Raw genomic sequence first — 22,871 nt, 5'->3', positions numbered from 1 at the left:
GTACGACCCGGCGGCTGGGACACGGGGCACGGATGAGGAGCGACGTTCCGGTGAGTGACGATCGGCTGAGGCTGATGGCGGTGCACGCGCACCCCGACGACGAGTCGAGCAAGGGCGCGGCCACCATGGCGCGCTATGTCGCCGAGGGGGCCGAGGTCCTCGTCGCGACCTGTACCGGCGGCGAACGCGGCTCGGTGCTCAACCCCGCTCTCCAGGGCGACCCGGAGATCGAGGCCAACATCCACGAGGTGCGCCGCAAGGAGATGGACGCGGCGCGCGCGATCCTGGGCGTGGAGCAGGCGTGGCTGGGTTGGGAGGACTCGGGGCTGCCCGAGGGCGACCCGCTGCCGCCGCTCCCGGACGGCTGCTTCGCGGTGCTGGACGTGGACAAGGCGGCCGAGCCGCTGGTCCGGCTGATCCGCGAGTTCCGTCCGCACGTGATCACCACGTACGACGAGAACGGCGGCTACCCGCACCCCGACCACATCCAGACGCACAAGATCACCATGGTGGCCTTCGACGCGGCGGGCGACCCGGACGCGTATCCGGAGTCCGGCGAGCCGTGGCAGCCGCTGAAGCTGTACTACAACCAGGGCATCTCGCGCGCGCGGATCGAGGCGCTGCACGAGGGCATGCTCAGCCGCGGCCTGGAGTCGCCGTACGGCGAGTGGCTGGAGCGCTGGGGCGACCGCGACGAGCGCGACATCACCACGCGCATCCCGTGCGCCGACTGGTTCGAGACGCGCGACCGGGCGCTGATCGCGCACGCCACCCAGGTGGACCCGGACGGCTTCTGGTTCCGGGTGCCGCTCTCGGTGCAGCGCGAGGTGTGGCCGACGGAGGACTACGAGCTGGTCCGTTCGCTGGTGGACACGGATCTGCCGGAGGACGACCTGTTCGCGGGCGTACGGGTGGGCGTGCGGCGCTGACCACCCGCGGGTGACCGTACGAGGGCCCGGAGCACGATTCTCCGGGCCCTCGGTGCATACGTCCCGCCGATCGGATGTCACTCTTGTTCACAAGGGGTCCCGATCCAGGAGGTAGTTCGTCATGACACCGCTCGCGCTCCAGCTCGCGGTCGAGGAGAGCAAGGTCACGCCCGGCCTGCTCGGGTTCGTGGTGGTCGCCGCGATCGCGGTCGCCACCTGGCTCCTGCTCAAGTCGATGAACAAGCAGCTCAAGCGGGTGGACTTCGACGAGGACGGCAAGCCGGGCGCCACCGCCGACCGGGCGGCCGAGCCCGAGCGGGACAAGGGCGCGCCCGTCGCCTGACCGACCGAATCACCCGCGATTTTCGCCCCGCGCCTCGTGCCTCGCGTGCGGAGCGCAGGTGTGGTGCGCGGGTGCAGTGGTCACGGATGTGATGGGGACCTGTCCGGGCCCGCGTCTTCGTCCTCGGCGTGGTGCGGGATGAACGGGGGATCGTCCCAGTCGGCCACGGGGCCGGCCGGGAGGTCGCGTTCGAGATCGGCGAGCAGGGCGAACCAGGCCGGGCCGGTGCGTGGTTGCACGGTCGCGAGCGTGCCGTTGGTGACGGCCCACGTCTCCATGATGTCGCCCGGTGGGCGGCGGGCCGGGTCCTCCTTCCCGACGTAGCGAACCCGCCGGTACAGGCGCGGGGGCGGTAGCCGGACGATCACGAGTGTCGGCAGTCGGCAGGTGAACTCGACGCCGTTCATGGCGCGCAGGTAGGCGCTTCGACCGTTGACGGCGGTGAGGGTGCCCTCCCGCCCCGTGCGGCCGTCACGGCACCAGGCGTCCCGGTAGCGCTCGACGAAGTCGGCGGCCTTGTCGATCTCCTCGCCGGTTGACCAACCCGGTACGCGGTGTGCCGTCGTCTCCGGGTGGAGTCTCGGCCGTGCCTCGCGGTAGGGCGGCTCGGCGCGCACCAGGGCGGTCGACGTACCGAAGGCCCGCCAGATGGTGGATGTGTTCGTCGGCTTGGGCCCACTGCGGGCCGCCTCCGGAATGGGAAGCCGCAGCCGCGCGTCCGGCACCCGTTCGAGCGCCGAAATCCAGGCCGGGCCGGGGCGAATGTCGTCGCGATCATCTGTCATCGTGGGGAAGTGTCCTTTCACTTGGGGGCACGAGGGGGGTGGGGCAAGCTGTCCAGGTCCGCCCCACCCCCTACGCCCGTCGGCACTCAACGCGCCTGTCCTTCGGCCGCGTTCGGCGGAATCGCTGCGATGCACCCGATGGGCGCCCGCCACTCCAACGCGGACGGCATCCGCGCGTAGGCGGTGGACCCGATGACGTCCACCAGAACGCCACACACCCCCGATCGGGTGTCGCACACCTGTTTTCCCACCAGCTCGTCCAACAGCCGACGCCCTTCGGGGCTCGGCGCAAATGCATCGAACTTCATGCGCGGTGCCCTTGTGTCATGGCTGCTCCTCACCGAATCGGCAGGTCCGAACGCCCTGAACAGGGCATCGCGCACCGAGATGAGCAATCAATGCGCTACGGACCGTGATATCGAGAATCACGGTCGCACCTACTCCACGCAAGTGCGTGAGGCAAATACATGGCTCATTTCGGATCTTTCACTCGTGTGAGTGACGCTCATGCTCGTCTCCGTGACGCTCGGGCACACTGGTGCGGCGAGGCAGGACGACCAGAGGGGGAGCCGCACGTGGCCACCAGCGGGCCGACCGTACGGAAACGGCAACTCGGGGCGGAGTTGCGGCGCTTGCGCGTCTCGGCCGGACGGTTGATCGAGGATGCCGCCGCGCACCTGGAGTGCTCGCAAGCCAAGATCAGCCGCGTGGAGACGGGTCAGGCACCGATCACCAGTCGCGATGTCAAGGATCTGCTGGCCTGGTACGGCGTCACCGAGGAAGCCCAGGTTGCGGCCGTCCTCCAGATTCACCGGGATGCGCAGCAGCGCGGATGGTGGGAGGCGTACGACGACGTGCTGCCATCCGGCATGAGCACATACGCCGGGCTCGAATCCGACGCCGTCACGCTGGACGTGTACGAACCGATCCTTGTCAATGGGTTGTTCCAGACCGAGGCGTATGCCCGAGCGATGATCAGCACGGAGTACGAGCCGGACGACGTGGAACGACTCGTGCGCTTCCGCCTTGAGCGGCAGAGCGCACTTACTCGTTCCGAGAACCCGATCGCGGTATGGGCAATCCACGAGGAGAGCGCCCTTCGACGACCGCTTGGCGGCGTCGATGTCATGTGTGCACAACTGCGCCAACTGGCTGAGCTATCCACTCTCCCGAACGTGAACATCCAGATTCTTGCCCAGGCCAAGGGTGCTCACGTCGGCTTGAACGGAGGCTTCACCTTGCTCGGGTTCGAGCAACTCACGCCACCTGGGGTCTATCTGGAGACGGCGGGCGGGAACATCTACTTGCAGCGGCCCGCTGACGTTCGGAAGTTCCAGCATGCTCGGGACCAGTTGGTGGGTGCTGCGAATGACCCGGAGGACACCATCAAGATGCTTGAACGCATCGAGAAGGAGATGAATTGAGCACCAGCCCAATGGACCTCACCTGCGCGGAGTGGTTCAAGTCCAGCCACAGCGGATCCAGCGGTTCTTGCGTCGAGGCGGCGATCCTGCTGGCCATCGTCGGGACCCGGGACTCCAAGCTCGACCGGAGCCCCGTACTGACCTTCGGCCATGACCAGTTCCGCGCGTTCATCGCGGGCATTCACCAGGGTTGACCACCCCGCCGCCGGTCGATTTCGGGCGAACGCCGCCGTCCGGACCGGCCGGCGGGGCTCAAGATCCCACCCGGCGGGAACAACGGCCTCTTTACCGCCGGACATTCGAGAAGAGGAGCGTGGGCTCGGCAAGGACGTCGCGCCTGGCCTCGCTCATGTAGATCTCATTCACGCTCTCGAATCTGGGGTAGTCGGCCTCCCGATCCAAACTGCTGAATCCCACCCCCGTCGAGAGGCACCGATGCGTCCCGTGCGATTTGAGCCCTGGTTGGCCGAGCTGCTCAGGCAGTCCGGCGCGGTTACCGATGTTGCGATCCGCCCGAGGCCGGTAAGCAGAAGGCTCCTCGCCCGGGTCCGTACGGAGTCTCGTTCCGGCTGAGGAACGGGGCCACGGTCGCGTTGAGCATCACCGCGGAGTCCGCACAGGGTGACCAGTACGCCCAACCGGAGACCGAGGTTCAGGGTGAGCCACCGGCGCGCATCGAATCGGTGCCTACGATCGACGGGGCCAAGGTCAAGGTTGCCGACATCGAGGAGTGGCTGGCCGCCCTGGTGGTCAACAGCGGAAGTCCCGAGCTCCTGCAAGTGAGCACGCGCTACTCACAGGAAGACCCGCTCGGTGCGATCCCCTACGGCCTCGAACTCCGGTGGCACAGCGGGGCGAAGATCCGCCTGAACTTCCAGGATGCCTACAGCTCTGGCGGTCGCCCGGGAGCGGCCTACCAGTGTCCGGACACCATCTGAATCTCTCCGGGGCGGCGAGCGAGGCGAGGAGTTCGAAGGGCGGGTGCGGTGCCGGCCGCAGTGGAACTCGGCGGCCCGCAGGCCCCGACGCCGGGTGGCCCGACCACGTCGGGCCACCCGGCGTTCGAGAGCACGCGGGCCGCAGGGCGGCCGCAGGGTTCAGCCCAGCGCCCGTTCCAAATCCGCCAGGAGGTCGTCGGCGGATTCGATGCCCACCGACAGGCGGACCAGGTCGCCGGGGACTTCCAGCGGGGAGCCGGCCGCGGAGGCGTGGGTCATCCGGCCCGGGTGCTCGATCAGCGACTCGACGCCGCCCAGCGACTCGCCGAGCGTGAACAGTTCGGTCCGGTTGCACACCCGCACGGCGGCCTCCTCGCCACCGTCCACCCGGAACGACACCATGCCGCCGAACGCCTTCATCTGCTTGACCGCGACATCGTGGCCCGAGTGTCCCGGCAGCCCGGGATAGAGCACCTCGCTCACCCGCGGGTGCCGGGACAGCAGGTCCACCACCCGCTCGGCGTTCGCGCAGTGCCGGTCCATCCGGACCCCGAGGGTCTTCAGCCCGCGCAGCGTCAGCCACACGTCGAACGGCCCGGGCACCGCGCCCATCGCGTTCTGGTGGAAGGCCAACTCCTCGGCCAGGCCCGTGTCCCGGACCACGAGGGCGCCGCCGATGACGTCGGAGTGTCCGCCCATGTACTTCGTGGTCGAGTGCACCACCACGTCGGCGCCCAGCGTCAGCGGCTGCTGGAGGTAGGGCGAGGCGAACGTGTTGTCCACCACGAACAGCGCGCCAGCGTCGTGCGCGACGGCCGCCAGCGCGGCGATGTCGGCCACCCCCAGCAGCGGGTTGCTCGGCGTCTCGCACCAGACGATCTTCGTGATGCCCGGCCGGATCGCGGCGCGCACCGCGTCGAGGTCGCCGGCGTGCGCGGGGGTGTAGTCGATGCCCCAGCGGGAGGCGACCTTCGCGAACAGCCGATACGTGCCGCCGTAGGCGTCGTCCGGGATCACCGCGTGGGCGCCCGGCGCGCACAGGGCGCGCAACAGGCAGTCCTCGGCGGCCAGACCGGACGCGAAGGTCAGGGCCCTGGTGCCGTCCTCCAGGGCCGCGACGCATTCCTCGAGCGCGGTACGGGTCGGGTTGCCGGAGCGGCTGTACTCGTAACCGCCGCGCAGTCCGCCGACACCGTCCTGCTTGTACGTGGACACCTGGTAGATCGGCGGAACCACGGCCCCGGTCAGCGGGTCGGGTTCCTGCCCGGCGTGGATCGCCAGGGTCTCAAAGCCGTGCGATTGGGTCATGACCGAAACGTTAGTCGCCCCGGCGGCCTCCGGCGCACTTCCACCGCACGGGCGCCGGCCCGGACCGAGGCCGTTGTCCGCCCGACCGTGCGGTGGCGGCGAGTTCCCCGGGCCGGGCCGGGCGCCCGATCAGGACCGCAGCAGGCGGTCGAGCATCAGGCGGCCGGCCTGGCCGGCGCGGGTGCGTACTTCGGGAAGCCGTTCGGCGGTGGGGCCGCTGAAGTAGGAGGACATCACGACGGTGTCCTTGCGCAGGGTCAGCACGACGTACGGGTACGGTCCGCCGCCGGCCTTGGGGTACATCAGGCCCTCCTCGGCGAACACCTCGTCCGCCTCCGGGAACGCGGGCTGTCGGGCGCCCGGGGTGTCCTTCGCCTGAGTGCCGTCCGGGTAGGTGCGGGTCGGGCAACGGTCCTTGACCTGGCGCGCGTTCTGCGCCTGCTCACGCGCGCCGCGCACGTCCTTGTGCACGATCACGGTGGTGCTGCCGCTGGAAAGCTGCGCGGGCCGGCCGGGATCCGGCAGTTGCACCTGGCGTACCCACTGGCCGACGATGCTCGGCGCCAGGGGCACGGTCTGCTGCGTGCAGTCGGCGGCGTAGTCGGTCCAGGTCTCGCCGGAGAACTCGTACGTGCTCTGCCGGACGAAGCCGGTCCCCCAGTCCTCCGGGCCGAGCGCGAGCGACGTGGCCAGCGCCTGTGCCTGCTCGGGGGTACGGCTCGGCGGCGCGGTGGTGGCGACCGGGCGGGTGGCGGAAGCGCTCGGGCGCGAGGGGGAACCGCTCGTCCCCGGGCCCTTGACCATCGGGTCGGCGCTGGTGGGCGCCGCCTCGGGAGCCACCGCGAACGGATCGTCACCACCGTCGGCGCAGCCCGCGAGCAACAGGGCGCCGAGTATCGGACCGACCGCGTGAACCGCCACTCTTCTGATGCCGTACATCCCGATGCCCCCCGTGTGCGTGAACCCTCATGGTATTCACCACGCTTGGCGGGGGTCAGCGCAGTTGCACCCGGGTACGCGCGACCATCTTGGCAAGAGCGTCGACGGCCTGGTTCTTGGCCGACTCGAAGGTCTTGTCGCCCCGGTCGACGACGGCCGCGGTGAGCACCATCTGGCCCTGACGGGCCGTCACCCACACGTACTGGAACGGCGCGCCGCCACGTCCGCTGACCCACTGGGCGCGCGCGACGTGTACCTCGTCGATGCCCTCGACGGTCAGGTCGAAGATCTGGATGCCGGTCAGCTTCTCGTCGCCGGCGAGCACCTGGTTCGGGCAGCGCCGCCCGTCGTCGATCCCGATCTTCATGTCGGTCCGGGCCGCCGCCGTGTTGGCGTACACCGTCGCCGAGGAGGTCGCGAGCGTCTTGCTGAGGTTGTCCACGCTCGGTTGGCCGTCCGGGATGTACACGTAGCGCACCATCGTCGCGAGCGCGCCCGGGGTGGTGCCCTGGACCACCTGCTTGCAGTCGGTGCCGGTGACCACCCGGTGCAGCCCGGTGTACTCGTAGTTGCGTTCCTGCGGGACGTAGGTCGGTCCCCAGTCCTTGGGCACCAGTACGACCGCCGCGACCAGCGCCTGCGCCTGCGGGGTGGTGAGCGCGACGTCGGCGCGCGTGGTCGCGGTCGGGCGCGGCGTGATGGACACCGGCGGCGCGGGGGTGACCGGATCCGGCGAGGGAGGGGCCGGCGGCGGGGGCGGATCGGTGTGGTCCCCCTGGCTCGCGCTCGTGGTGGGCGGGTCGCTCTTCAGGCCGAACGAACCCCCCTTGGACGAACCGCCCTGACACCCGACCACGAGCGCGCCGCTCACGATCAGGGCCGCCCCCACAGCCACCACGCGCATCATGGACCGCCCCCGCTTCCGAAACGTTCGCCTCGACAACCATTGAAGCCGGTGGCGACGCCTCGCGTGCGGGAACAGCGCTACTACGAGGGTTACTTCGCCGCCACGGGCAGGCTCGCCACGGTCACCGCACGAGCCCTGGCCGGGGTCTACGCGGGTTTCATGGGAGTTCCGTGTGAGTGCACGCACGAGGCGCCGCCCCACCCCGCGCACGCACTCCCTTCGACCGCTTCGTCCCACTGTGAACATCCACTACGAACACGGTCGGGCGAACGGCTCGGCTTTCGACGGGTGAACCGGATCCACGTTCATAGCATCAGCGCTATAAAGCGAGGAGTAAGCGTATGACCGGCCGCAGTGACTGGCAGGAGATCCGCTCGCGGCGCATGGCGGAAGCCGGCGCCGACGAGGCTTACGAGGCGACTCGGATCGCGTTCGAGCTCGGGCGCAGCGTTCGGGAGATGCGCGAGCGACACGGGCTCACGCAGGCCGTCCTCGCCGACGCCGCCGGGATGACCCAGTCGGCCGTGGCTCGCTTCGAGGCAGGTCGGACCGTGCCGACGATCCAGGTGCTGGAGCGGCTGGCGAGAGCGTTGGATGCCAAGCTGATCGTGCGCCTGGCGCCGCACACGGCGGCTTGAACGAGCGGTGGGGGGACTGCTCCGGGTGAGTCCGTGCCGACTCGTGTCTTGTTCGCGGGCCGGGTGCTGTGCCATATATGTCTAGACCAATTTGCTCTCGGTGGAGAGAGGCGTCGTGGCGCGACGAATGGCATGGATCGGCTTGACCGGGTTGGCCGTTGCGCTCGTGGTGACGGGGTGTTCCGAGGACGGGAAGGACACCTCGGCGCCGGCGGTGCCCGGCGAGGTCACCGCACTCGCGTCGAGTTCGGTATCGGTGCACGTGATGTGGCGCGCGGATCCGGACGTCGCGGTGTTCGAGGTCTATCGCGGGGACGCGAAGGTGCTGGACGTGACCGGCGGGCGGCACATGGTCGACGTCGGCGGACTGACCCCCGGGACCGCGTACTCGTTCTCCGTGCGGGCGCGGGACAGGGCCGGGAACGTGTCGCCGGCGAGCGCGGTCGTGCCGGCCACGACCTTGTCCGTGGCCCAGGGCGAGCGCGTACCGCCGACCGCGCCGCGGAACGTGCGGGGGCAGGCCCGGGGCTCAGGCGGAGCCACGCTGTCCTGGGAGGCCGCCACGGACGACGTGGGGGTGACCGCGTACGACGTGTGGCAGGCCGGTGTGCGGGTGCACAGCGTCGCGGGAGACCTGACCACGGCGGTGGTCAGTGGGCTCCGACCGGGCACCGAGTACAGCTTCACGGTCACCGCGCGCGACGCCGCGGACAACAAGTCGCCGGAGAGCAACGCCGCGGCGGTGCTCACCGAGCAGGGCACCGGCGATAGTCGCGACACCGCGCCGACCGGGCTGCGCGCGGTGCCTCGGGTCGCGGTGGACGGCACGTACGTCGACCTGAGCTGGACGCCGCCGGACGTCGACGGGGCGGTCGCGAGCTACGAGGTGTACCTGGACGGGAAGTTCCTGACCACGGTGATGTGGGGGGTGGCGCCGCCGTCCGGTACGGCGCAGTACAGCCTTCCGCTGGGTGATCAGCCGGTGGCCGGGCGGGTGCTGAAGATCCGGGGCCAGTTGCCCGACGGCAAGTGGGGTGCCTTCTCCGCCGACCTGACCCTCACCGACGCGCCGGCCGGCGGCACGGACCCGTCGGCGCCGTCGGCCGCGTCGACCGGCCCTTGAGCGCTTCGCCCGGGGTGGACACCCAAAGACCCGTCGACGCCGTCGGCCGCGTCGACGCGCACTTGAGCGCTTCGCCGGGAGTGGATACCCGGAAGCCGGTCCCCCGGCGGCCGGGAAGCCGTCAGCGCGACCGCGACGCGCGGGTCGCGCGGGTGGACCTGGTGGAGCCCGTCGGGTTCTCCGGGATGGTCGGCATCGCCGAGCGCGGAGTGCGGGCCGCGCGACCGCTCGGCTTGGCGACCGGGCCGATCTCGCGGGTCAGCCACAAACAGATCACGTTGACGACATAGTTGAGTTCGGCCTTGTCGAGCTGCCGTCCCTGCGGGATGGCGTGCAGTTCCTCGAGGCAGCCTCGGCAGCACGTGCCCGTGGCGTGCTGGGCCACGAAGACCGGGTGGCCCCGGTACGGCGTCTGGCGGCCCTCCTTGCTGGGCCGCGCCGGGCCCAGGCGGCGCGCGACCAGGTCGTACGCGTACCAGCGCACACCGGATTCACCCAGCGTCTGGGCGACCGTACGCTCCCGACCGGGCAGGTGGAACTTGGCGCGGGAGGGGAGCTTGCCGATCGCGTCCAGGCGGGCGTCGAGCGGCTCGGGCCTGGCGCCCTTGGAGGTCTTGGTTGTCATATCGCCTTCAACGGTAACCGGTCCCGGTCGGCCCGCGTACCTTCGGCCCGTCAGCCCAGTTGCTTGTGAAAGATCGTGGTGGAGCGCAGCACGCCCGAGGGGTCGGCGGCGTAAGCCGGGATGGCGCCCGACTCGATCCAGCCGGCGCGCTTGTACAGGCGCTCCGCGCCGCTGCCGGTCGGGGCGTCCAGGGTGAGCAGACTGCGTCCCGCGGCGGCGGCGAACCGCTCCGCGGTGGCCAGGAGTTCGCGGGCCAGCCCGTTGCCCCGGGCACGGCGGTGGACCAGCAGCCCGGCGACCGCGGCGCGATGTCGGCTGTCGGGCATGCCGGCCAGGCGCAGCCGGATGGTCCCGGTGACGCCCTCGTGGTCCGAGGTGACCCACACGATGGTGCGGTTGCTGCGTATCTCGGCCCCCTGGGCCGCCCACCACTCGGCGGCCGCGTCGATCGGCAGCGGGGCGAGGAAGCCGACCCCGGCCCCGTCCTCGACCGCGTCCACGAGCAGCGCGGCCAGACCGGGGGTGTACGTGACGAGATCGATCGCGGAAAGCCGGACGGGCGTTGTCATACAACCATTCTCCCGCGCCCGCTCCACCCCTCGAACCGCCCCGGGATCCGGCCCCGGGCGGGCGAAAGCCGAGGCCGGCGGGAACGGCGAGCGGCGCGGGACCCGTGGTGGGTGTCCCGCGCCGCTCGGTGACGGTGCCTGGGGTCAGGCCAGGGCCGGCTCGCGTTCCCGGGTCGAGGAGGGCGACGTCGGCTCCGCCGGTGTGAACTGGTTCTCCCGGGCTCGCTTGGGGAGGAGGAAGCCCAGGGCGAAGGCGATCACGGTCAGGCCGAAGGCCAGCAGAGTCGTGCGCTTGACCGCGTCGATCGAGGAGCGGGTGTGCGTCTCGGCGCCCGCCTTCGCGACCGGCTCGGCGGAGGCCGGGGTGATCGGGACGGTCGTGCAGCTCGCCGGGAGCCGGTCCGGGTCGGTCGCGTTCTCCCGGGCGTCCACGCACGCCCGCAGCCCGGCCACGATCGCGTCCTGCGTACTCACCGGCACACCCGCCGCGGTCAGCTCCGTACGCAGCCTCGGTGCCGCGCTCTCGTCGAAGTTGTGCGTGGCCTGGGCCCCGATCACGCCGAAGAACACCGTGCCCAGGATCGCGATGCCCAGCGAGGCACCCAACTGCTGGACGGACTCGAGCACGCCGGAGGCCGAACCGACCTCGTGGTCCTCGACCTCGCCCATGATGATGTCGAAGACCGGCACGAAGATCATCCCCATGCCGAGCCCGAACAGCCCGAGCGGCGCGAGCAGATCGCCGGTGCCGATGTCCGCCCCGGCGTCCGCGAAGACCAGGTACATCCAGGCGATGCCGGCCGCCATCACGGCCAGCCCGATGTGCAGGATGCGCCGGCCCAGCTTGCCCATCACCACGCCGCTGAAGCCGGAGCCGAGGAACGCGCCGAGCGCCCACACGCCCATCGTCAGGCTGGCCCGGGTCGGGCTGTAGCCCAGGCCCAGTTGGAGGAACAGGCCGATCGCCATCGAGATCCCGACGATCGCGCCGAAGAAGACCATCACGAAGCCGACGCCCGAGGCGTACGAGCGACGCCGGAACACGCCCAGCTTGATCAGCGGCACCCTGCCGGCCGCCTCGCGGCGCAACTGGTACACCGCGAACGCGGCAAGCATCGGCAGCGACGCCGCACACTCGACCAACGACCATACCGGCCAACCCAGTTCGCGACCCTGGACGAGCGGGTGCACGAGCATGAAGGTACCGACACCGGCGAGCGCCATGCCCACCACGTCCAGCCGCCCGCCCGCCTCGCTCGGCGCCACGTCGGGCAACATCCGCCACCCCATCAGCAACGCGAACGCGCCCAGCGGAATGTTGATCAGGAAGATCATCCGCCACCCGGTGCCGAACACGTCGCCGTCCACGAGCACGCCCGCGACGATCGGCCCGAGCACCGTGGACAGTCCGATCGCCGGGCCGAACACCGCGAACGCCTTGCCGATCTCGGCCGGCGGGAACAGGTCCCGGATCAGGCCGAACGTCTGCGGGATCATCAGCGCGCCGAGCAGCCCCTGGAGCACCCGCGCGATGATCAGCGTCTCCGGCGACCAGGCGATCGCGCAGGCCACCGAGAGCACCACGAAGCCGACCACGCCGACCATCAGCATGAACTTGCGGCCGTACATGTCGCCGAGCCGCGCGCCGGTGAGCAGGCCCACCGCGAGGGCGAGCGTGTAGCCGGCCGCGATCCACTGCAGGCTCGCGTAGCTCCCGCCCAGATCGCCGCGGATCGCGGGGGCCGCGACGCCCACCACGCTGGAGTCGAGCAGGTTCATCAAGGTGGCGGCCAGCACCGCCAGAAGACCGAGCCAGCGCTGCCGCGGGCCTACCGGGGACTGGGACGTCGGGGTCGCGAGGGTCTTCTCGCCGCTGTTTTCCACAACTCCGAGACTAGATTCGAAACAGGCAATGTTCGTTCCTGATTGATCACCCCGGAGCCGGCAGACTTCGACGCATGCTGGAAACCTCCGCGCGACTCCTGCGCATGCTCTCGCTCATGCAGACGCGGCCCGACTGGACCGGCCCCGAACTCGCCGAACGGCTCGGCGTGAGCGGGCGGACGGTCCGCTACGACATCGAGCGGCTGCGCGGCCTGGGCTATCCGGTGCACGCGCGCCGCGGCGTGGTCGGCGGCTACCGCCTCGGCGCCGGCAAGGCGCTGCCGCCGCTCCTGCTGGACGACGAGGAAGCGGTGAGCATCGTGGTCGGACTGCGGATCGCCGCCGGCAGCGTGGTGGACGGCATGGACGAGGCGATGCTACGCGCCCTCGCCAAGCTCGACCAGGTGTTGCCGTCCCGGCTGCATCGCCGGGTCAAGGCGCTGCAGAAGTACACCGTCCCGGTCCGCCAGACCGGTCCGGCCGTGGACATGGACGTGATGACCGTGTTGGCCGGCGCCTGCCGCGACCACGAGCAACTGCGCTTCCGGTACAGCTCGCACGACGGCAAGGAGACCTCGCGCGTGGTCGAGCCCTATCGGCTCGTGCACCGGATGGGCCGCTGGTACCTGGTGGCGTGGGACGTCAAGCGCGAGGACTGGCGCACCTTCCGGATGGACCGGATCACCCCGCGTCCGCCGCACGGCCCCCGCTTCACCCCGCGCGAACTGCCCGCCGACGGCGACGTGGCGGCCTTCGTGAACCAGGGTGTGCAGAGCGCGCGCGGGCAGTTCCGCGCCCGGGTGCTGGTGCGCGCCCCGATCGGCTCGGTCGCCGAGAAGGTGCCGCCCGCCTTCGGCGCGTTCGCGGTGGTCGACGACGACACCTGCCTGTTCGAGACGAGCGCGTCCAGCATCGAGAACCTGGCCGTCTACATCAGCCTGCTCGACGCCGACTTCGAGATCGAGGACCCGCCGGAACTGGTCGCCTACATCCGCCGGTTGGCCCGACGCTACAGCGGCGCGACCCCGGTCGCCGACGCGGCGGACGCGGCGACGGCCATCGCGGAGGGGACGACCGTGGAGGGAGCGACCACGGAGGGAGCGACCGCGGCGGAGCCGACAGGCCCCGCGGTCACCACCACCGCCGACATCCCCGGCCCCGCACCCGCGCCTGCGCCCGCGCCTGTCGAGGACCCCGAGGACGCCCCCGCCGCTCCCCGCCGATGAACGACAGCGCCCCCGACCCCTTCGGCACGAGGGGATCGGGGGCGCCGGTCGAGCGGGAGCGTCAGACCGAGACCGGTTCGCGCTCCGCCGTCTTCTGGAGCGGGACGTGCGGCGTGGCCGGCTCGTCGGGCGCTTCCAGATCACGCGGGTTGTTGTACTTCTCCAGATCCAGCGTCTTCTCCCGAGCGGAGACCAGGATCGGCACCACGATCTGCCCGGCCACGTTGGTCGCGGTCCGCATCATGTCCAGGATCGGGTCGATCGCCAGCAGCAGCGCGACGCCCGCCAGCGGTAGGTTCACCGTGCTGAGCGTGAGGGTCAGCATGATGATCGCGCCGGTGAGACCGGCGGTGGCCGCCGAGCCGATCACCGAGACGAACGCGATCAGCAGGTATTCCTTGATGCCCAGGTTCACGCCGTAGACCTCGGCGACGAAGATCGCGGCGATCGCCGGGTAGACCGCGGCGCAACCGTCCATCTTCGTGGTGGCGCCGAACGGCACCGCGAACGAGGCGTAGTCCTTCGGGACGCCGAGGCGCTCGGTGACCTTCTGGGTGACCGGCATGGTGCCGACCGACGAGCGCGAGACGAACGCGAGCTGGATGGCCGGCCACGCGCCCTTGAAGTAGTTCAGCGGGTTGACCTTGCCGACCAGCGCGAGCAGCAGCGGGTAGACCACGAACATCACCAGCGCGCAACCGATGTAGATGTCGGCGGTGAAGGTGCCCAGCGGCTTGATCAGGTCCCAGCCGTAGGTGGCGACCGAGGTGCCGATCAGACCGAGCGTGCCCAGCGGGGACAGCTTGATCACCCACCACAGCGCCTTCTGGATGATCTCCAGGACCAGTTCGGCGCCCTTGACCAGCGGTTCGGCCTTGGCGCCGACCGACAGGATCGCCGAGCCGAGCACGACCGCCAGGAAGACGATCTGCAGGACCTTGACCTCGGAGAAGGCGGTGACGATGTTGGTCGGCACGATGCCGGTGATGAAGTCGAGCCAGTCACCGTTGGTCTTCGGCGCCTTGCCCGGGTCGGCCGGCAGCTTGAAGCCGTCGCCGGGGTTGGTGACCAGGCCGATGGTGAGGCCGATCGCGACCGCGATCAGCGACGTGATCAGGAACCACAGCAGCGTGCGCGCGGCCAGCCGCGCGGCGTTGTTGACGTTCCGCAGGTTGACGACGCTGACCAGGATCGCGGTGAACACCAGCGGCGGTACGGCCAGCTTGAGCAGCTGGACGAAGATCGTGCCGATCTGGTCGAGCGTCTGGGTCAGCCACGAGACGTTGTATTCCTTGGCGATGAAGCCGAAGGCCACGCCGAGCACGAGGCCGGCGGCTATCTGGGCCCAGAAGGGAGTTCTCTTCAGGGTCTTGAGTGAATCGACAGCAGACAAGGCAGGGCTCCTGAACGGGCACCGTGGGGGACGGGGGTGGCGGTACGGAGCGGCCGTGAACCTGCGCATCAATAGGCACACGTGTGCCCGCAGGAAGGACTACGAAGAAGCGATACTTCGCGCAGAACGGCCGCGGAGGGCCGGCGTGCGGGCGGTCGGGGCGACGAGCGTGGAGACGTCAGCCCGGCAGGGGCACGGCGGCGGTCAGCCGCGACACAGCGCGGTGGCGCAACGGCCCAGGTCGACGTGCCGACGGGACACGAGCGGGAAACCCACCGCCGCGTCCGTCAACTGCGTGTCGCCTGCACCAATCATGGAAATGAGGATAGCGACACTAAACCGATAAACGCAAAGAATTACGGAACGGACACCGCCGGACACCCACGGACACGGCCGGCCACACCTCGCTTAAGAGGCTTCCTCGACCGGAAGACGTCCCGTGCCGCACGGCCCCCTCGACCAACAGGCGGCCTAGGAGGCTTCCTTGGTCTTGGCGATCCGGGTGATCGGGGCCACCGCCTCGTCCTCGGCGCGGTTGTCCTCGGCGATGCGCTGCTTGGCCCGCTGCATGCGCTCGTACAGGGCCTCGGACATCGCGTCCCGCTCCGCGTTCAGGAACTTGTAGCTGATCACCGCCGAAGCCGCGGCCGCGATGGCGATCGCGATGAAGACGTTCCCCCGACCGTCCAGGTCGAAGAACCCGAACACGACCATGACCACGCCGAACAACGCGGCGAAGATGCCGAGCCGGTAGAGCGAGTAGCGCAGCGCGGGATTCGACATGGTCACCTTCGGTTCCCCTAGCCAGAGCGGTACGAGTGGCGGCGGGCGCGAGCCGGGCCGTCCCCTCCAGTCAAGCATCCCGTATTCGAGACGCCGAGCCGGGCCCCGACTCGGAACCCGACCGGTCCTCTCACGGGCCGAGGCCGTTGATGCCGTCCAGGATCATGTACTCCCAGTAGCCTCCCGGCTCCGCCCACGCGAGCGGATCGACCGACGACAGCAGGTCGACCACGATCGGCTCCCACACGTCGTGGATGCCGATGCCGAACCGCTCGCCCTGCCGGCGCATCCGCCCGATCACCCACATGGTGAAGGCGAGCGTGGACAGATCGGTGTTGAGCGTGTCCATCGCCGGCTCGTCACCGCCGGTGTACCAGCGCCGGACCACCCCGGTACGGCCGTCCACGAGCAGGTCGCCGTCCTCGCTGACGTAGCCCAGGACGACCAGGTGCTCCGCGTCCGCGGGCGGCTCGGGTTCGTCGTCCCAGTCGGCCCGGCGCTCGGCGATCAACTCGGCCAGGGTCACCAGCGGCTTGTCGTCGCTGCGCATGTCCAGGTAGGCCCACGCGTCGATCAACCCGACGTCGAGCAGGAAGCGCCGGGTCGGCTCGTGCGTGATCGCGGCGGGCAACTGCCGCTCGTCGTAGCCGGAGAACTCGTTCTCGTACACCAGGTCCAGCATCGCCGGCGTGATCCGCACGGCCAGGCCCTCGCCCGGCACCGCCGCCCGGCGCAACTGCCACAGCGCGAAGGACGTGTGCCAGAACGAGTGCCTCGGATCCAACTCGGGTTCGGTCTCGCCGAGCAGGTCGATCAGTTCCTCGCCGGTGCGCACCGGCCCGCGACCGGCCCGGATCGCCTCCACCAGGCCCGTGTTGCGCACCAGGGTGGACACGTCCATCGACATCGGCGTCGGATCGCCGAAGCGCTGCTCGACGAACACCCGACCGGTCGTGCCCTCGAGCAGCACCGCGTACGACGGCGTGTGCGGCGAGCCGTACGTGCCGAGCACGATCAGGTGGTCCCGGGTGCCGCCCGGTTCGAACCGGATCAGCGCGGCCTCGCGCGGCAGACCCACCTCGGCCAGGAAGCGCCGGGTGGGCGCGTGCGCGATCTCCGGCAGATCGCGCCGGACCACGTCGCCGAACCACTCCTCGACCTGCGCCCGGGTGAGCGGGATCCGCAGCGCGTCAGCCATCCGGCAGCCCTCCCGAGCCATCGTCGAACACGTTCGGCCACGACGGGCGGTCCGGACCCGGGCCCGAGTCCGGGCGCACCCGCCGGCGCGACGTCAGAGCTTCATCGGCTGCGGCGTGTCGCGGCGGGCCGGGTCGGGGCCCTCGTACTCGCGCAGCGTCTCGTAACGGGTGTTGCGTTCCACCGGACGGAAGCCCGCGTCCCGGATCAGGTCGAGCAGGTCGTCGCGGGTCATCTTGTTCGGCGTGCCGAAGTCGTCCGCGTCGTGGGTGATCTTGTACTCCACGACCGAGCCGTCCAGGTCGTCCGCGCCGTGGTTGAGCGCGAGTTGCGCGGTGGCCAGGCCGTGCATGACCCAGAAGCACTTCACGTGCGGAACGTTGTCGAACATCAGCCGGGAGACCGCGAACACCTTGAGCGCCTCGGCGCCGGTGGCCATGCTGGTCCGGGCCTGGAGCCGGTTGCGGACGATGCCGTCCTTGCTGTCGTGGAAGTCGTGCTGGTAGCGCAGCGGGATGAAGACCTGGAACCCGCCGGTCTCGTCCTGGAGTTCACGCAGTCGGATGACGTGGTCGACCCGGTGCCGCGGCTCCTCGATGTGGCCGTAGAGCATCGTGCTCGGGGTCTTGAGGCCCTTGGAGTGCGCGAGCCGGTGGATCCGCGACCAGTCCTCCCAGTGCGTGTCGTGGTCGACGATGTGCTGCCGGACCTCCCAGTCGAAGATCTCCGCGCCGCCGCCGGTGAGCGACTCCAGGCCCGCGTCCATCAGCTCGTCGAGGATGTCCGACGCGGACAGGCCGGAGATCTTCTCGAACCAGTGGATCTCGGTCGCGGTGAACGCCTTCAGCGCGACGTTCGGCAGCACCTCCTTGAGCGCGCTGAGCGACCTCGGGTAGTAGCGCCACGGGAGGGTCGGGTGCAGGCCGTTGACGATGTGCAGTTCGGTGATGCCGTCCGGCTCCATCTCCTTCGCGAGCCGCACCGCCTCCTCGATCCGCATCGTGTACGCGTCCTTCTCGCCCGGCTTGCGCTGGAACGAGCAGTAGGCGCACGAGGCGTTGCACACGTTCGTCATGTTGAGGTGACGGTTGACGTTGAAGTGGACCTTGTCGCCGTTCTTCACCGTCCGCACGTGGTGCGCGAGCCCGCCGAGCCACGCCAGGTCGTCGCTCGCGTAGAGCGCGATGCCGTCCTCACGGCTCAAGCGCTCCCCGGCGAAAACCTTGTCCTCGATCTCCTTGCGCAGGCCCGCGTCCATGTGTCGGCACTCCCTCTAGATCTTCTCGTCCGCCGCTGCACGGCTGCTACGAGGTTACGCCCGGTATGCCGAGCCCTCGCTCAGGCCATCACCTCGGCGTACAGCGCGGGATCGACGTTGCCACCGCTGACCACGGCGACGTGCTCGCGGCCGGCGGGCAGCGCGTCCTGGCGGAAGAGGTAGGCCGCGGTGGCCACCGCGCCCGAGGGCTCGGCGACCAGGCGCGCGCGCCGACCCAGGAAGCGCATCGCCTCGCGGATCTGCTCCTCGGTCACCGTGACGATGTCGTCCACGTACGCCTGGATGTGCGCGAACGGCAGTACGCCCACCGAGGTGCTGCGCAGGCCGTCGGCGATCGTGCGGTAGGTGTCGGTGCTGGACCACGTGGTGCGCACGCCGGTACGGAGGGACTCGGCCGCGTCGGCGGCCAGTTCGGGCTCGACGCCGATCACCTTGGTACGCGGGCTGGTCAGCTTGACCGCGGCGGCGATGCCGGAGATCAGGCCGCCGCCGCTGACCGGGACCAGCACGGTGTCCGCGGTGGGCAGGTCCTCGATGATCTCCAGGCCGGCGGTGCCCTGGCCGGCGATGATCCGCGCGTCGTCGTAGGGCGGCACGAACGCGTAGCCGTGCTCGGCGGACAACTCGCCGGCCGCGGTGTCCCGCCGCTCGGGGGTGACGATGACCACCTCGGCGCCCAGCGCGCGGGTGGCCTCGATCTTGACGGTCGGCGTGGTGTCCGGCATCACGATCACCGCCCGGGCACCGAACAGGCGGGCCGCGTAGGCCACCGCCTGCGCGTGGTTGCCGCTGGAGTGTGCGACGACCCCGCGCGAGCGCTCGGCCTCGGTCAACCCCGCGATCGCGTTGTACGCGCCGCGGATCTTGAACGCGCCGATCCCCTGGAGACCCTCCGGCTTGAGCCAGAGGGGTCGGTCGGCGTCACCGTGCAGGGACGGCAGCAACGGGGTGCGTACGGCCGTGCCCGCGATCCGCTTCCGTGCGGCCTCGAGGTCTTCGAGAGTCACCAGGTTCGTCATGTCCGCCACACTACGAGCAGGCGTGGGCGCGACCGCCGATCTTTTCCGGGCACGGCCGGCGCGGCCGCTCGGCGGGTCGGGCACGGCCGTGCGGGGCTCGGCACGGCTATTCCGTGGGTTCGGGCAGTTCGGCCGCGCGGTACTCCCACTTGGTCGAGAGCACCACGGTGGTGCGGGTACGGGCCACCCCGCGGGTGCCGGAGAGGCGGCGGACCACGTTCTCCAGGCCCTCCATGTCCGAGACCCGGACCTTGAGCATGAACGAGTCGTCTCCGGCGATGAACCAGCAGTCCTCGATCTCGTCGAGGTCGCGCAGCCGGCGGCTCACGTCGTCGTGGTCGGCCGCGTCGGAGAGCTGGATCCCGATCAGCGCGGTCACGCCCAGGCCGAGCGAGACCGGGTCGACGGAGGCGCGGTAGCCGGTGATCACGCCGGCCTGTTCGAGCCGGTTGATGCGATCGGTGACGCTCGGCCCGGACAGGCCGACGAGTCGACCCAGCTCCGCGTACGACGCCCGCCCGTTGCCGCGCAGCGCCTGGATCAGCTTGCGGTCGACGGCATCCATGTCCGTTTCCTCCAGGTAATCGATGGTGTCCACCGGGGGGCCGTCAGGGGTCTGCGACATGACAGAGGCGCAAACCCGCATGGGGCCTGTAATTCATTGGACGATTCTGATTCTAACCCTTAGAATCAAAGGCATCGGGAGCTACAAGCCTCCGATGACGACTCGTGGGGAGACAAAACCGTGTACACCCTGGAGATGGCCCGCGCACACATGCAGGAACTGCATGCCATCGCGGAACGCTCACGTGCCACCCAGCCGTCCAGCACGCTCAAGCGTGTGAAGCGTCTGGTCGGCCGCCGCAAGTCCGGGCGCTGATCGCCCGGCGGATCCGGCAAGACCGTCAAGGCTCCCGTCACCGCGGGGGCCTTTTTGGTTCTCCGGCCGCCTCACGTCGGGCGCCGCCCAGTTCGCCGTCCCAGCGTCGGTAGAGGGTGTGCGCGACGCCGAGCGAGTCCAGCGCCTTGCCCGCGACGAAGTCGACCAGGCGCCGCACGTCCTGGGCACCCGCGTAGAAGGCCGGGGAGGCCGGCAGGATCACCGCGCCGGCGTCGTCGAGCCGGACCAGATGGCGCAGCGTGGTGCCGGTGAGCGGGGTCTCGCGCGGCACCAGCACGAGCGGGCGACGCTCCTTGAGCGTGACGTCCGCGGCGCGTTGGAGCAGGTCCTTGGACAGGCCGATGGCGATGCCCGCGACCGAGGCCGTGCTGGCCGGCACCACGACCATGCCCTTGGCCGGGTACGACCCGCTCGCGGGTCCCGCGCCCAGGTCGCCGGGCGCCCAGTAGCGGACCCGCGCCAGCGCGTCCGCGTCCAGTTCGGTCCACGCGGCCAGGTCGTCGCGCCAGTGCGCGTCGCGGAACGCGAGCCCGGTCTCGTCGATCAGGGTCAGCCGGGCGGCCCGGCTGACCACCAGGTCCACGTGCTCACCGGCGTCGAGCAGCCCGCGCAACACCGCCGCGGCGTACGGCGTGCCCGAGGCCCCCGAGACGCCGACGATCCACGGACGTCGTCCCGTACTGTCCCGCTCCTGGTCCATGGCTCCTATTGTGGCTTCGTAGCGGCGGCACCAGCCGCAGGGGAGGGGTGTGCATGTCCCGCATATCCGTGTCGGGGGTCCGCGACGCGGCCCTGATCACCGCAGTGCTGATCGGCGCCGTCTGGGTCGTCCAGCTCGTCAACTACACGACCGACGACTCACTGCTCACCCACGGGATCGCCCCCCGGCGGGCGGACGAACTGCCGGACATCCTCAGCGCGCCGTTCCTGCACTTCGGCACCGGACACATCGTCTCCAACACCTTCCCGCTGATGCTGCTCGGCTTCCTGGCCGCGCTGCGCGGGGTCGCCCGTTTCCTCGCCGTACTGCTCACCATCACCCTGATCGGCGGTCTCGGAGTGTGGCTGACCGCGCCGGACCGATCGAACACGGCGGGCGCGAGCATCCTGGTCTTCGGTCTGTTCGGCTATCTGATCGTGCGCGGGTTCGCCGACCGCCGGGTGCTGGACGTGCTGATCGGCTTCGCCGTATTGGGCCTGTACGGCAGCTCGTTCGCGATGGGGGTCACCCCGCTCGCGGAGGGAGTGTCTTGGCAGGGCCACCTGTTCGGCCTGATCGGCGGCGTGTTGGCGGCGCTGGCCTTCCGCCGCCGACGCGATGTGTCGCAGCTCTCGCCCGCGGACCTGCCCGTCGGGTAATGGGGTGGACATCGCTGCCTACCATTCGGGTAGGCACCCTTGCACGCTTCGCCGTGCCATCGATCGTTTCTCGACCGGGAGTTCAACTGTGCGTTCGCTCCGGATATCCGCCGCGGCCCTGACCGTACCGCTGGTCCTGCTCGCCGCCGGCTGTGGCGAGTCGTCCTCGGGAGACCCCTTCAACAGCCTGGGCGGTGGCGGTGACGCCCTGGACCCCAAGGGCCCGTCGAACGAGGGACTGAGCGTCGAGGCGCTCTCCAAGCAGGCCGAGACCGGTTTCGACGACCTGACGAACCTGCGCGTCCAGGGCACCGGGAAGATCTACGACACCCCGCTCGGCCTGGACGTCAAGATCGGCACCCCCGAGCAGGTCGAGGGCAAGATCACCCTCGGGGACAAGCCGGTGGACCTGATCGGGGTCGACAAGACCGTCTACGTGCGGATCGCGCCCGGCACCGTGCAGACCCTCGTGGACCTGGGCAAGCGGGCCGAGGCCGCGTCCGGTGAGGCCCCGTCCGCCGACGACCTGGAACTGGGCGACGAGTTCACCAAGATGTTCGTCGAGGGCGCCAAGCTGGTCGAGGGCAAGTACATCAAGCTCGGCGACGGGAGCGCGGGCAAGCTCGGCCAGGACCTGCTCAAGGGCGGCAAGAAGCCGTCGCTGGACGGGCTGTTCGGCGGGTCGGACGGCTCGCCGTTCGGTGGCTCGGACAGCTCGCCGTTCGGCTCCGACTCGGACTCGGACTCGGACTCCGGCTCGGACTCGGGCGACAAGCCGAAGCTGACCAAGGGTGAGACCACCGAGATCAACGGGACCAAGGTGATCCCGCTGATCTCCAAGGAGGACGGCGCGACCCTCACCATCTACATCGCGGCCAACGGCAAGCCCTTCCCGGTCCGCGTCACCGCCGACGACAAGAGCGACGGCACCAACGAGGTCTCCCTCGACCTCAAGTACTCCAAGCTCTCCGGTGGCATCTCCCCCAAGGCCCCGCCGGCCGGCGAGACGATCGACCTCAACGGCCTCCTGAAGTCCTTCGGCGGCGGCGGCGGTCTGTTCGGCGAGAACAAGGCGGCCTGACCGGGCCGGCGGGCGGCAACGACCCGTTGACCGCCCGGCCTGTCGGCCACCCTCGCTTCGCCATCGGGACGCGGTTCCCGGTGCGTCGGCCCCGACGCCCGTAACGGGAGCCGGGGCCGACGTGTTCCACATGAAACGGCGGCGCGGGTCGGGCGGGTGATCCGCGGCTCGCCGTGGTGGCCGGGAGCGGAGCACGCCGACCGACGCCTGTGGGCGAACCG

25 protein-coding genes are annotated in these 22,871 nt (G+C 70.2%); 11 read left to right on the top strand and 14 right to left on the bottom strand.

Going from position 1 to position 22,871, the window contains the following annotated elements:
• Positions 1-74: 74 nt before the first annotated feature.
• Positions 75-929 carry a mycothiol conjugate amidase Mca gene (gene mca, locus ACIRL2_RS20745; RefSeq protein WP_395873382.1) on the top strand — a complete coding sequence of 285 codons (855 nt, stop codon included), beginning with the start codon at positions 75-77 and terminating at the stop codon, positions 927-929.
• Positions 930-1,050: 121 nt separating this feature from the next.
• On the top strand, positions 1,051-1,272 hold the full coding sequence (locus ACIRL2_RS20740) for a hypothetical protein (protein ID WP_402233893.1): 222 nt from the start codon (positions 1,051-1,053) through the stop codon (positions 1,270-1,272).
• 80 nt (positions 1,273-1,352) lie between these two features.
• On the opposite strand, the gene ACIRL2_RS20735 is transcribed toward ACIRL2_RS20740, so the two are convergent.
• Positions 1,353-2,057 carry a hypothetical protein gene (locus tag ACIRL2_RS20735; protein WP_402233891.1) on the bottom strand — a complete coding sequence of 235 codons (705 nt, stop codon included), beginning with the start codon at positions 2,055-2,057 and terminating at the stop codon, positions 1,353-1,355.
• A 575-nt stretch (positions 2,058-2,632) separates the two neighbouring features.
• Between ACIRL2_RS20735 and ACIRL2_RS20730 the strand changes: the two genes are divergently transcribed.
• From ACIRL2_RS20730 to ACIRL2_RS20720, 3 genes are all read left to right on the top strand, one after another.
• Positions 2,633-3,481: a helix-turn-helix domain-containing protein gene (locus ACIRL2_RS20730; protein ID WP_402233889.1), complete on the top strand. Its 849-nt coding sequence runs from the start codon at positions 2,633-2,635 to the stop codon at positions 3,479-3,481.
• Positions 3,478-3,675, top strand: coding sequence for a DUF397 domain-containing protein (locus tag ACIRL2_RS20725; protein WP_402233888.1), 198 nt, complete (start codon positions 3,478-3,480; stop codon positions 3,673-3,675). The genes ACIRL2_RS20730 and ACIRL2_RS20725 overlap by 4 nt, the downstream gene beginning before the upstream one ends.
• Positions 3,676-4,074: 399 nt before the next feature.
• On the top strand, positions 4,075-4,419 hold the full coding sequence (locus ACIRL2_RS20720) for a hypothetical protein (protein ID WP_402233886.1): 345 nt from the start codon (positions 4,075-4,077) through the stop codon (positions 4,417-4,419).
• A gap of 159 nt (positions 4,420-4,578) precedes the next feature.
• Here the strand turns inward: ACIRL2_RS20720 and ACIRL2_RS20715 are convergent, their stop codons facing one another.
• The 3 genes from ACIRL2_RS20715 to ACIRL2_RS20705 form a co-directional block, all read right to left on the bottom strand.
• Complete coding sequence (locus ACIRL2_RS20715) at positions 4,579-5,727, bottom strand: cystathionine gamma-synthase (RefSeq protein WP_402233885.1); 1,149 nt, start codon at positions 5,725-5,727, stop codon at positions 4,579-4,581.
• 129 nt (positions 5,728-5,856) lie between these two features.
• Positions 5,857-6,648, bottom strand: a complete 792-nt coding sequence (locus tag ACIRL2_RS20710) for a hypothetical protein (protein ID WP_402233884.1) — start codon at positions 6,646-6,648, stop codon at positions 5,857-5,859.
• A 73-nt stretch (positions 6,649-6,721) separates the two neighbouring features.
• Positions 6,722-7,561, bottom strand: coding sequence for a hypothetical protein (locus ACIRL2_RS20705; RefSeq protein ID WP_402233882.1), 840 nt, complete (start codon positions 7,559-7,561; stop codon positions 6,722-6,724).
• Between the two features lie 353 nt (positions 7,562-7,914).
• Here ACIRL2_RS20705 and ACIRL2_RS20700 point away from each other — a divergent pair, with 353 nt between their 5' ends.
• Both ACIRL2_RS20700 and ACIRL2_RS20695 read left to right on the top strand, forming a co-directional pair.
• Positions 7,915-8,211, top strand: coding sequence for a multiprotein-bridging factor 1 family protein (locus ACIRL2_RS20700; RefSeq protein WP_402233880.1), 297 nt, complete (start codon positions 7,915-7,917; stop codon positions 8,209-8,211).
• Between the two features lie 115 nt (positions 8,212-8,326).
• Positions 8,327-9,334: a fibronectin type III domain-containing protein gene (locus ACIRL2_RS20695; RefSeq protein ID WP_402233878.1), complete on the top strand. Its 1,008-nt coding sequence runs from the start codon at positions 8,327-8,329 to the stop codon at positions 9,332-9,334.
• Between the two features lie 121 nt (positions 9,335-9,455).
• Here ACIRL2_RS20695 and ACIRL2_RS20690 read toward each other — a convergent pair whose 3' ends face one another.
• From ACIRL2_RS20690 to ACIRL2_RS20680, 3 genes are all read right to left on the bottom strand, one after another.
• Positions 9,456-9,959: a DUF4186 domain-containing protein gene (locus tag ACIRL2_RS20690; protein WP_395873311.1), complete on the bottom strand. Its 504-nt coding sequence runs from the start codon at positions 9,957-9,959 to the stop codon at positions 9,456-9,458.
• 50 nt (positions 9,960-10,009) lie between these two features.
• The gene (locus ACIRL2_RS20685; RefSeq protein WP_395873312.1) at positions 10,010-10,528 is read right to left on the bottom strand and encodes a GNAT family N-acetyltransferase; all 519 of its coding nucleotides are present in this window, start codon (positions 10,526-10,528) and stop codon (positions 10,010-10,012) included.
• A gap of 144 nt (positions 10,529-10,672) precedes the next feature.
• A complete protein-coding gene (locus ACIRL2_RS20680; protein WP_402233875.1) occupies positions 10,673-12,412 on the bottom strand; it encodes an MFS transporter in 1,740 nt (579 codons plus the stop codon).
• A gap of 74 nt (positions 12,413-12,486) precedes the next feature.
• Here ACIRL2_RS20680 and ACIRL2_RS20675 point away from each other — a divergent pair, with 74 nt between their 5' ends.
• Complete coding sequence (locus ACIRL2_RS20675) at positions 12,487-13,638, top strand: helix-turn-helix transcriptional regulator (protein WP_395873314.1); 1,152 nt, start codon at positions 12,487-12,489, stop codon at positions 13,636-13,638.
• 61 nt (positions 13,639-13,699) lie between these two features.
• Here ACIRL2_RS20675 and ACIRL2_RS20670 read toward each other — a convergent pair whose 3' ends face one another.
• The 6 genes from ACIRL2_RS20670 to ACIRL2_RS20645 form a co-directional block, all read right to left on the bottom strand.
• Positions 13,700-15,100 carry a dicarboxylate/amino acid:cation symporter gene (locus ACIRL2_RS20670; RefSeq protein ID WP_402233873.1) on the bottom strand — a complete coding sequence of 467 codons (1,401 nt, stop codon included), beginning with the start codon at positions 15,098-15,100 and terminating at the stop codon, positions 13,700-13,702.
• A 402-nt stretch (positions 15,101-15,502) separates the two neighbouring features.
• Complete coding sequence (locus ACIRL2_RS20665; RefSeq protein WP_395873383.1) at positions 15,503-15,814, bottom strand: DUF4229 domain-containing protein; 312 nt, start codon at positions 15,812-15,814, stop codon at positions 15,503-15,505.
• Between the two features lie 130 nt (positions 15,815-15,944).
• The gene (locus ACIRL2_RS20660; RefSeq protein WP_402233871.1) at positions 15,945-17,012 is read right to left on the bottom strand and encodes an SUKH-4 family immunity protein; all 1,068 of its coding nucleotides are present in this window, start codon (positions 17,010-17,012) and stop codon (positions 15,945-15,947) included.
• Positions 17,013-17,105: 93 nt separating this feature from the next.
• Positions 17,106-18,269: an aminofutalosine synthase MqnE gene (gene mqnE, locus ACIRL2_RS20655; protein ID WP_395873317.1), complete on the bottom strand. Its 1,164-nt coding sequence runs from the start codon at positions 18,267-18,269 to the stop codon at positions 17,106-17,108.
• An 80-nt stretch (positions 18,270-18,349) separates the two neighbouring features.
• On the bottom strand, positions 18,350-19,309 hold the full coding sequence (locus ACIRL2_RS20650) for a threonine/serine dehydratase (RefSeq protein WP_402233869.1): 960 nt from the start codon (positions 19,307-19,309) through the stop codon (positions 18,350-18,352).
• Between the two features lie 106 nt (positions 19,310-19,415).
• On the bottom strand, positions 19,416-19,874 hold the full coding sequence (locus tag ACIRL2_RS20645; protein WP_026219445.1) for an Lrp/AsnC family transcriptional regulator: 459 nt from the start codon (positions 19,872-19,874) through the stop codon (positions 19,416-19,418).
• A 180-nt stretch (positions 19,875-20,054) separates the two neighbouring features.
• Between ACIRL2_RS20645 and ACIRL2_RS20640 the strand changes: the two genes are divergently transcribed.
• Positions 20,055-20,189, top strand: coding sequence for a hypothetical protein (locus tag ACIRL2_RS20640; protein ID WP_395873319.1), 135 nt, complete (start codon positions 20,055-20,057; stop codon positions 20,187-20,189).
• A 37-nt stretch (positions 20,190-20,226) separates the two neighbouring features.
• Here ACIRL2_RS20640 and ACIRL2_RS20635 read toward each other — a convergent pair whose 3' ends face one another.
• Entirely contained in the window at positions 20,227-20,910 is a 684-nt protein-coding gene (locus tag ACIRL2_RS20635; RefSeq protein WP_402233867.1) for a UbiX family flavin prenyltransferase, read from the bottom strand.
• 53 nt (positions 20,911-20,963) lie between these two features.
• Between ACIRL2_RS20635 and ACIRL2_RS20630 the strand changes: the two genes are divergently transcribed.
• On the top strand, positions 20,964-21,569 hold the full coding sequence (locus tag ACIRL2_RS20630) for a rhomboid family intramembrane serine protease (protein WP_395873321.1): 606 nt from the start codon (positions 20,964-20,966) through the stop codon (positions 21,567-21,569).
• An 88-nt stretch (positions 21,570-21,657) separates the two neighbouring features.
• Positions 21,658-22,650, top strand: a complete 993-nt coding sequence (locus ACIRL2_RS20625) for a hypothetical protein (RefSeq protein WP_402233865.1) — start codon at positions 21,658-21,660, stop codon at positions 22,648-22,650.
• Positions 22,651-22,871 lie beyond the last annotated feature (221 nt).

It is taken from the genome of Embleya sp. NPDC127516, from assembly GCF_044765325.1.
Classification (GTDB): Bacteria; Actinomycetota; Actinomycetes; order Streptomycetales; family Streptomycetaceae; genus Embleya.
The sequence above is the reverse complement of the archived record's forward strand: the minus strand, read 5'-3'. Positions and strand labels throughout refer to the sequence as shown.

What these genes read in the sequence shown, in the direction of transcription:
- ACIRL2_RS20645 (WP_026219445.1), bottom strand. Translation starts at nt 19,874, where the DNA reads ATGGATGCCGTCGACCGCAAGCTGATCCAGGCGCTGCGCGGCAACGGG.
- ACIRL2_RS20715 (WP_402233885.1), bottom strand. Translation starts at nt 5,727, where the DNA reads ATGACCCAATCGCACGGCTTTGAGACCCTGGCGATCCACGCCGGGCAG.
- ACIRL2_RS20630 (WP_395873321.1), top strand. Translation starts at nt 20,964, where the DNA reads ATGTCCCGCATATCCGTGTCGGGGGTCCGCGACGCGGCCCTGATCACC.
- ACIRL2_RS20660 (WP_402233871.1), bottom strand. Translation starts at nt 17,012, where the DNA reads ATGGCTGACGCGCTGCGGATCCCGCTCACCCGGGCGCAGGTCGAGGAG.
- mqnE (WP_395873317.1), bottom strand. Translation starts at nt 18,269, where the DNA reads ATGGACGCGGGCCTGCGCAAGGAGATCGAGGACAAGGTTTTCGCCGGG.
- ACIRL2_RS20685 (WP_395873312.1), bottom strand. Translation starts at nt 10,528, where the DNA reads ATGACAACGCCCGTCCGGCTTTCCGCGATCGATCTCGTCACGTACACC.
- ACIRL2_RS20665 (WP_395873383.1), bottom strand. Translation starts at nt 15,814, where the DNA reads ATGTCGAATCCCGCGCTGCGCTACTCGCTCTACCGGCTCGGCATCTTC.
- ACIRL2_RS20650 (WP_402233869.1), bottom strand. Translation starts at nt 19,309, where the DNA reads ATGACGAACCTGGTGACTCTCGAAGACCTCGAGGCCGCACGGAAGCGG.
- mca (WP_395873382.1), top strand. Translation starts at nt 75, where the DNA reads ATGGCGGTGCACGCGCACCCCGACGACGAGTCGAGCAAGGGCGCGGCC.
- ACIRL2_RS20700 (WP_402233880.1), top strand. Translation starts at nt 7,915, where the DNA reads ATGACCGGCCGCAGTGACTGGCAGGAGATCCGCTCGCGGCGCATGGCG.
- ACIRL2_RS20735 (WP_402233891.1), bottom strand. Translation starts at nt 2,057, where the DNA reads ATGACAGATGATCGCGACGACATTCGCCCCGGCCCGGCCTGGATTTCG.
- ACIRL2_RS20740 (WP_402233893.1), top strand. Translation starts at nt 1,051, where the DNA reads ATGACACCGCTCGCGCTCCAGCTCGCGGTCGAGGAGAGCAAGGTCACG.
- ACIRL2_RS20670 (WP_402233873.1), bottom strand. Translation starts at nt 15,100, where the DNA reads ATGCGCAGGTTCACGGCCGCTCCGTACCGCCACCCCCGTCCCCCACGG.
- ACIRL2_RS20690 (WP_395873311.1), bottom strand. Translation starts at nt 9,959, where the DNA reads ATGACAACCAAGACCTCCAAGGGCGCCAGGCCCGAGCCGCTCGACGCC.
- ACIRL2_RS20675 (WP_395873314.1), top strand. Translation starts at nt 12,487, where the DNA reads ATGCTGGAAACCTCCGCGCGACTCCTGCGCATGCTCTCGCTCATGCAG.
- ACIRL2_RS20635 (WP_402233867.1), bottom strand. Translation starts at nt 20,910, where the DNA reads ATGGACCAGGAGCGGGACAGTACGGGACGACGTCCGTGGATCGTCGGC.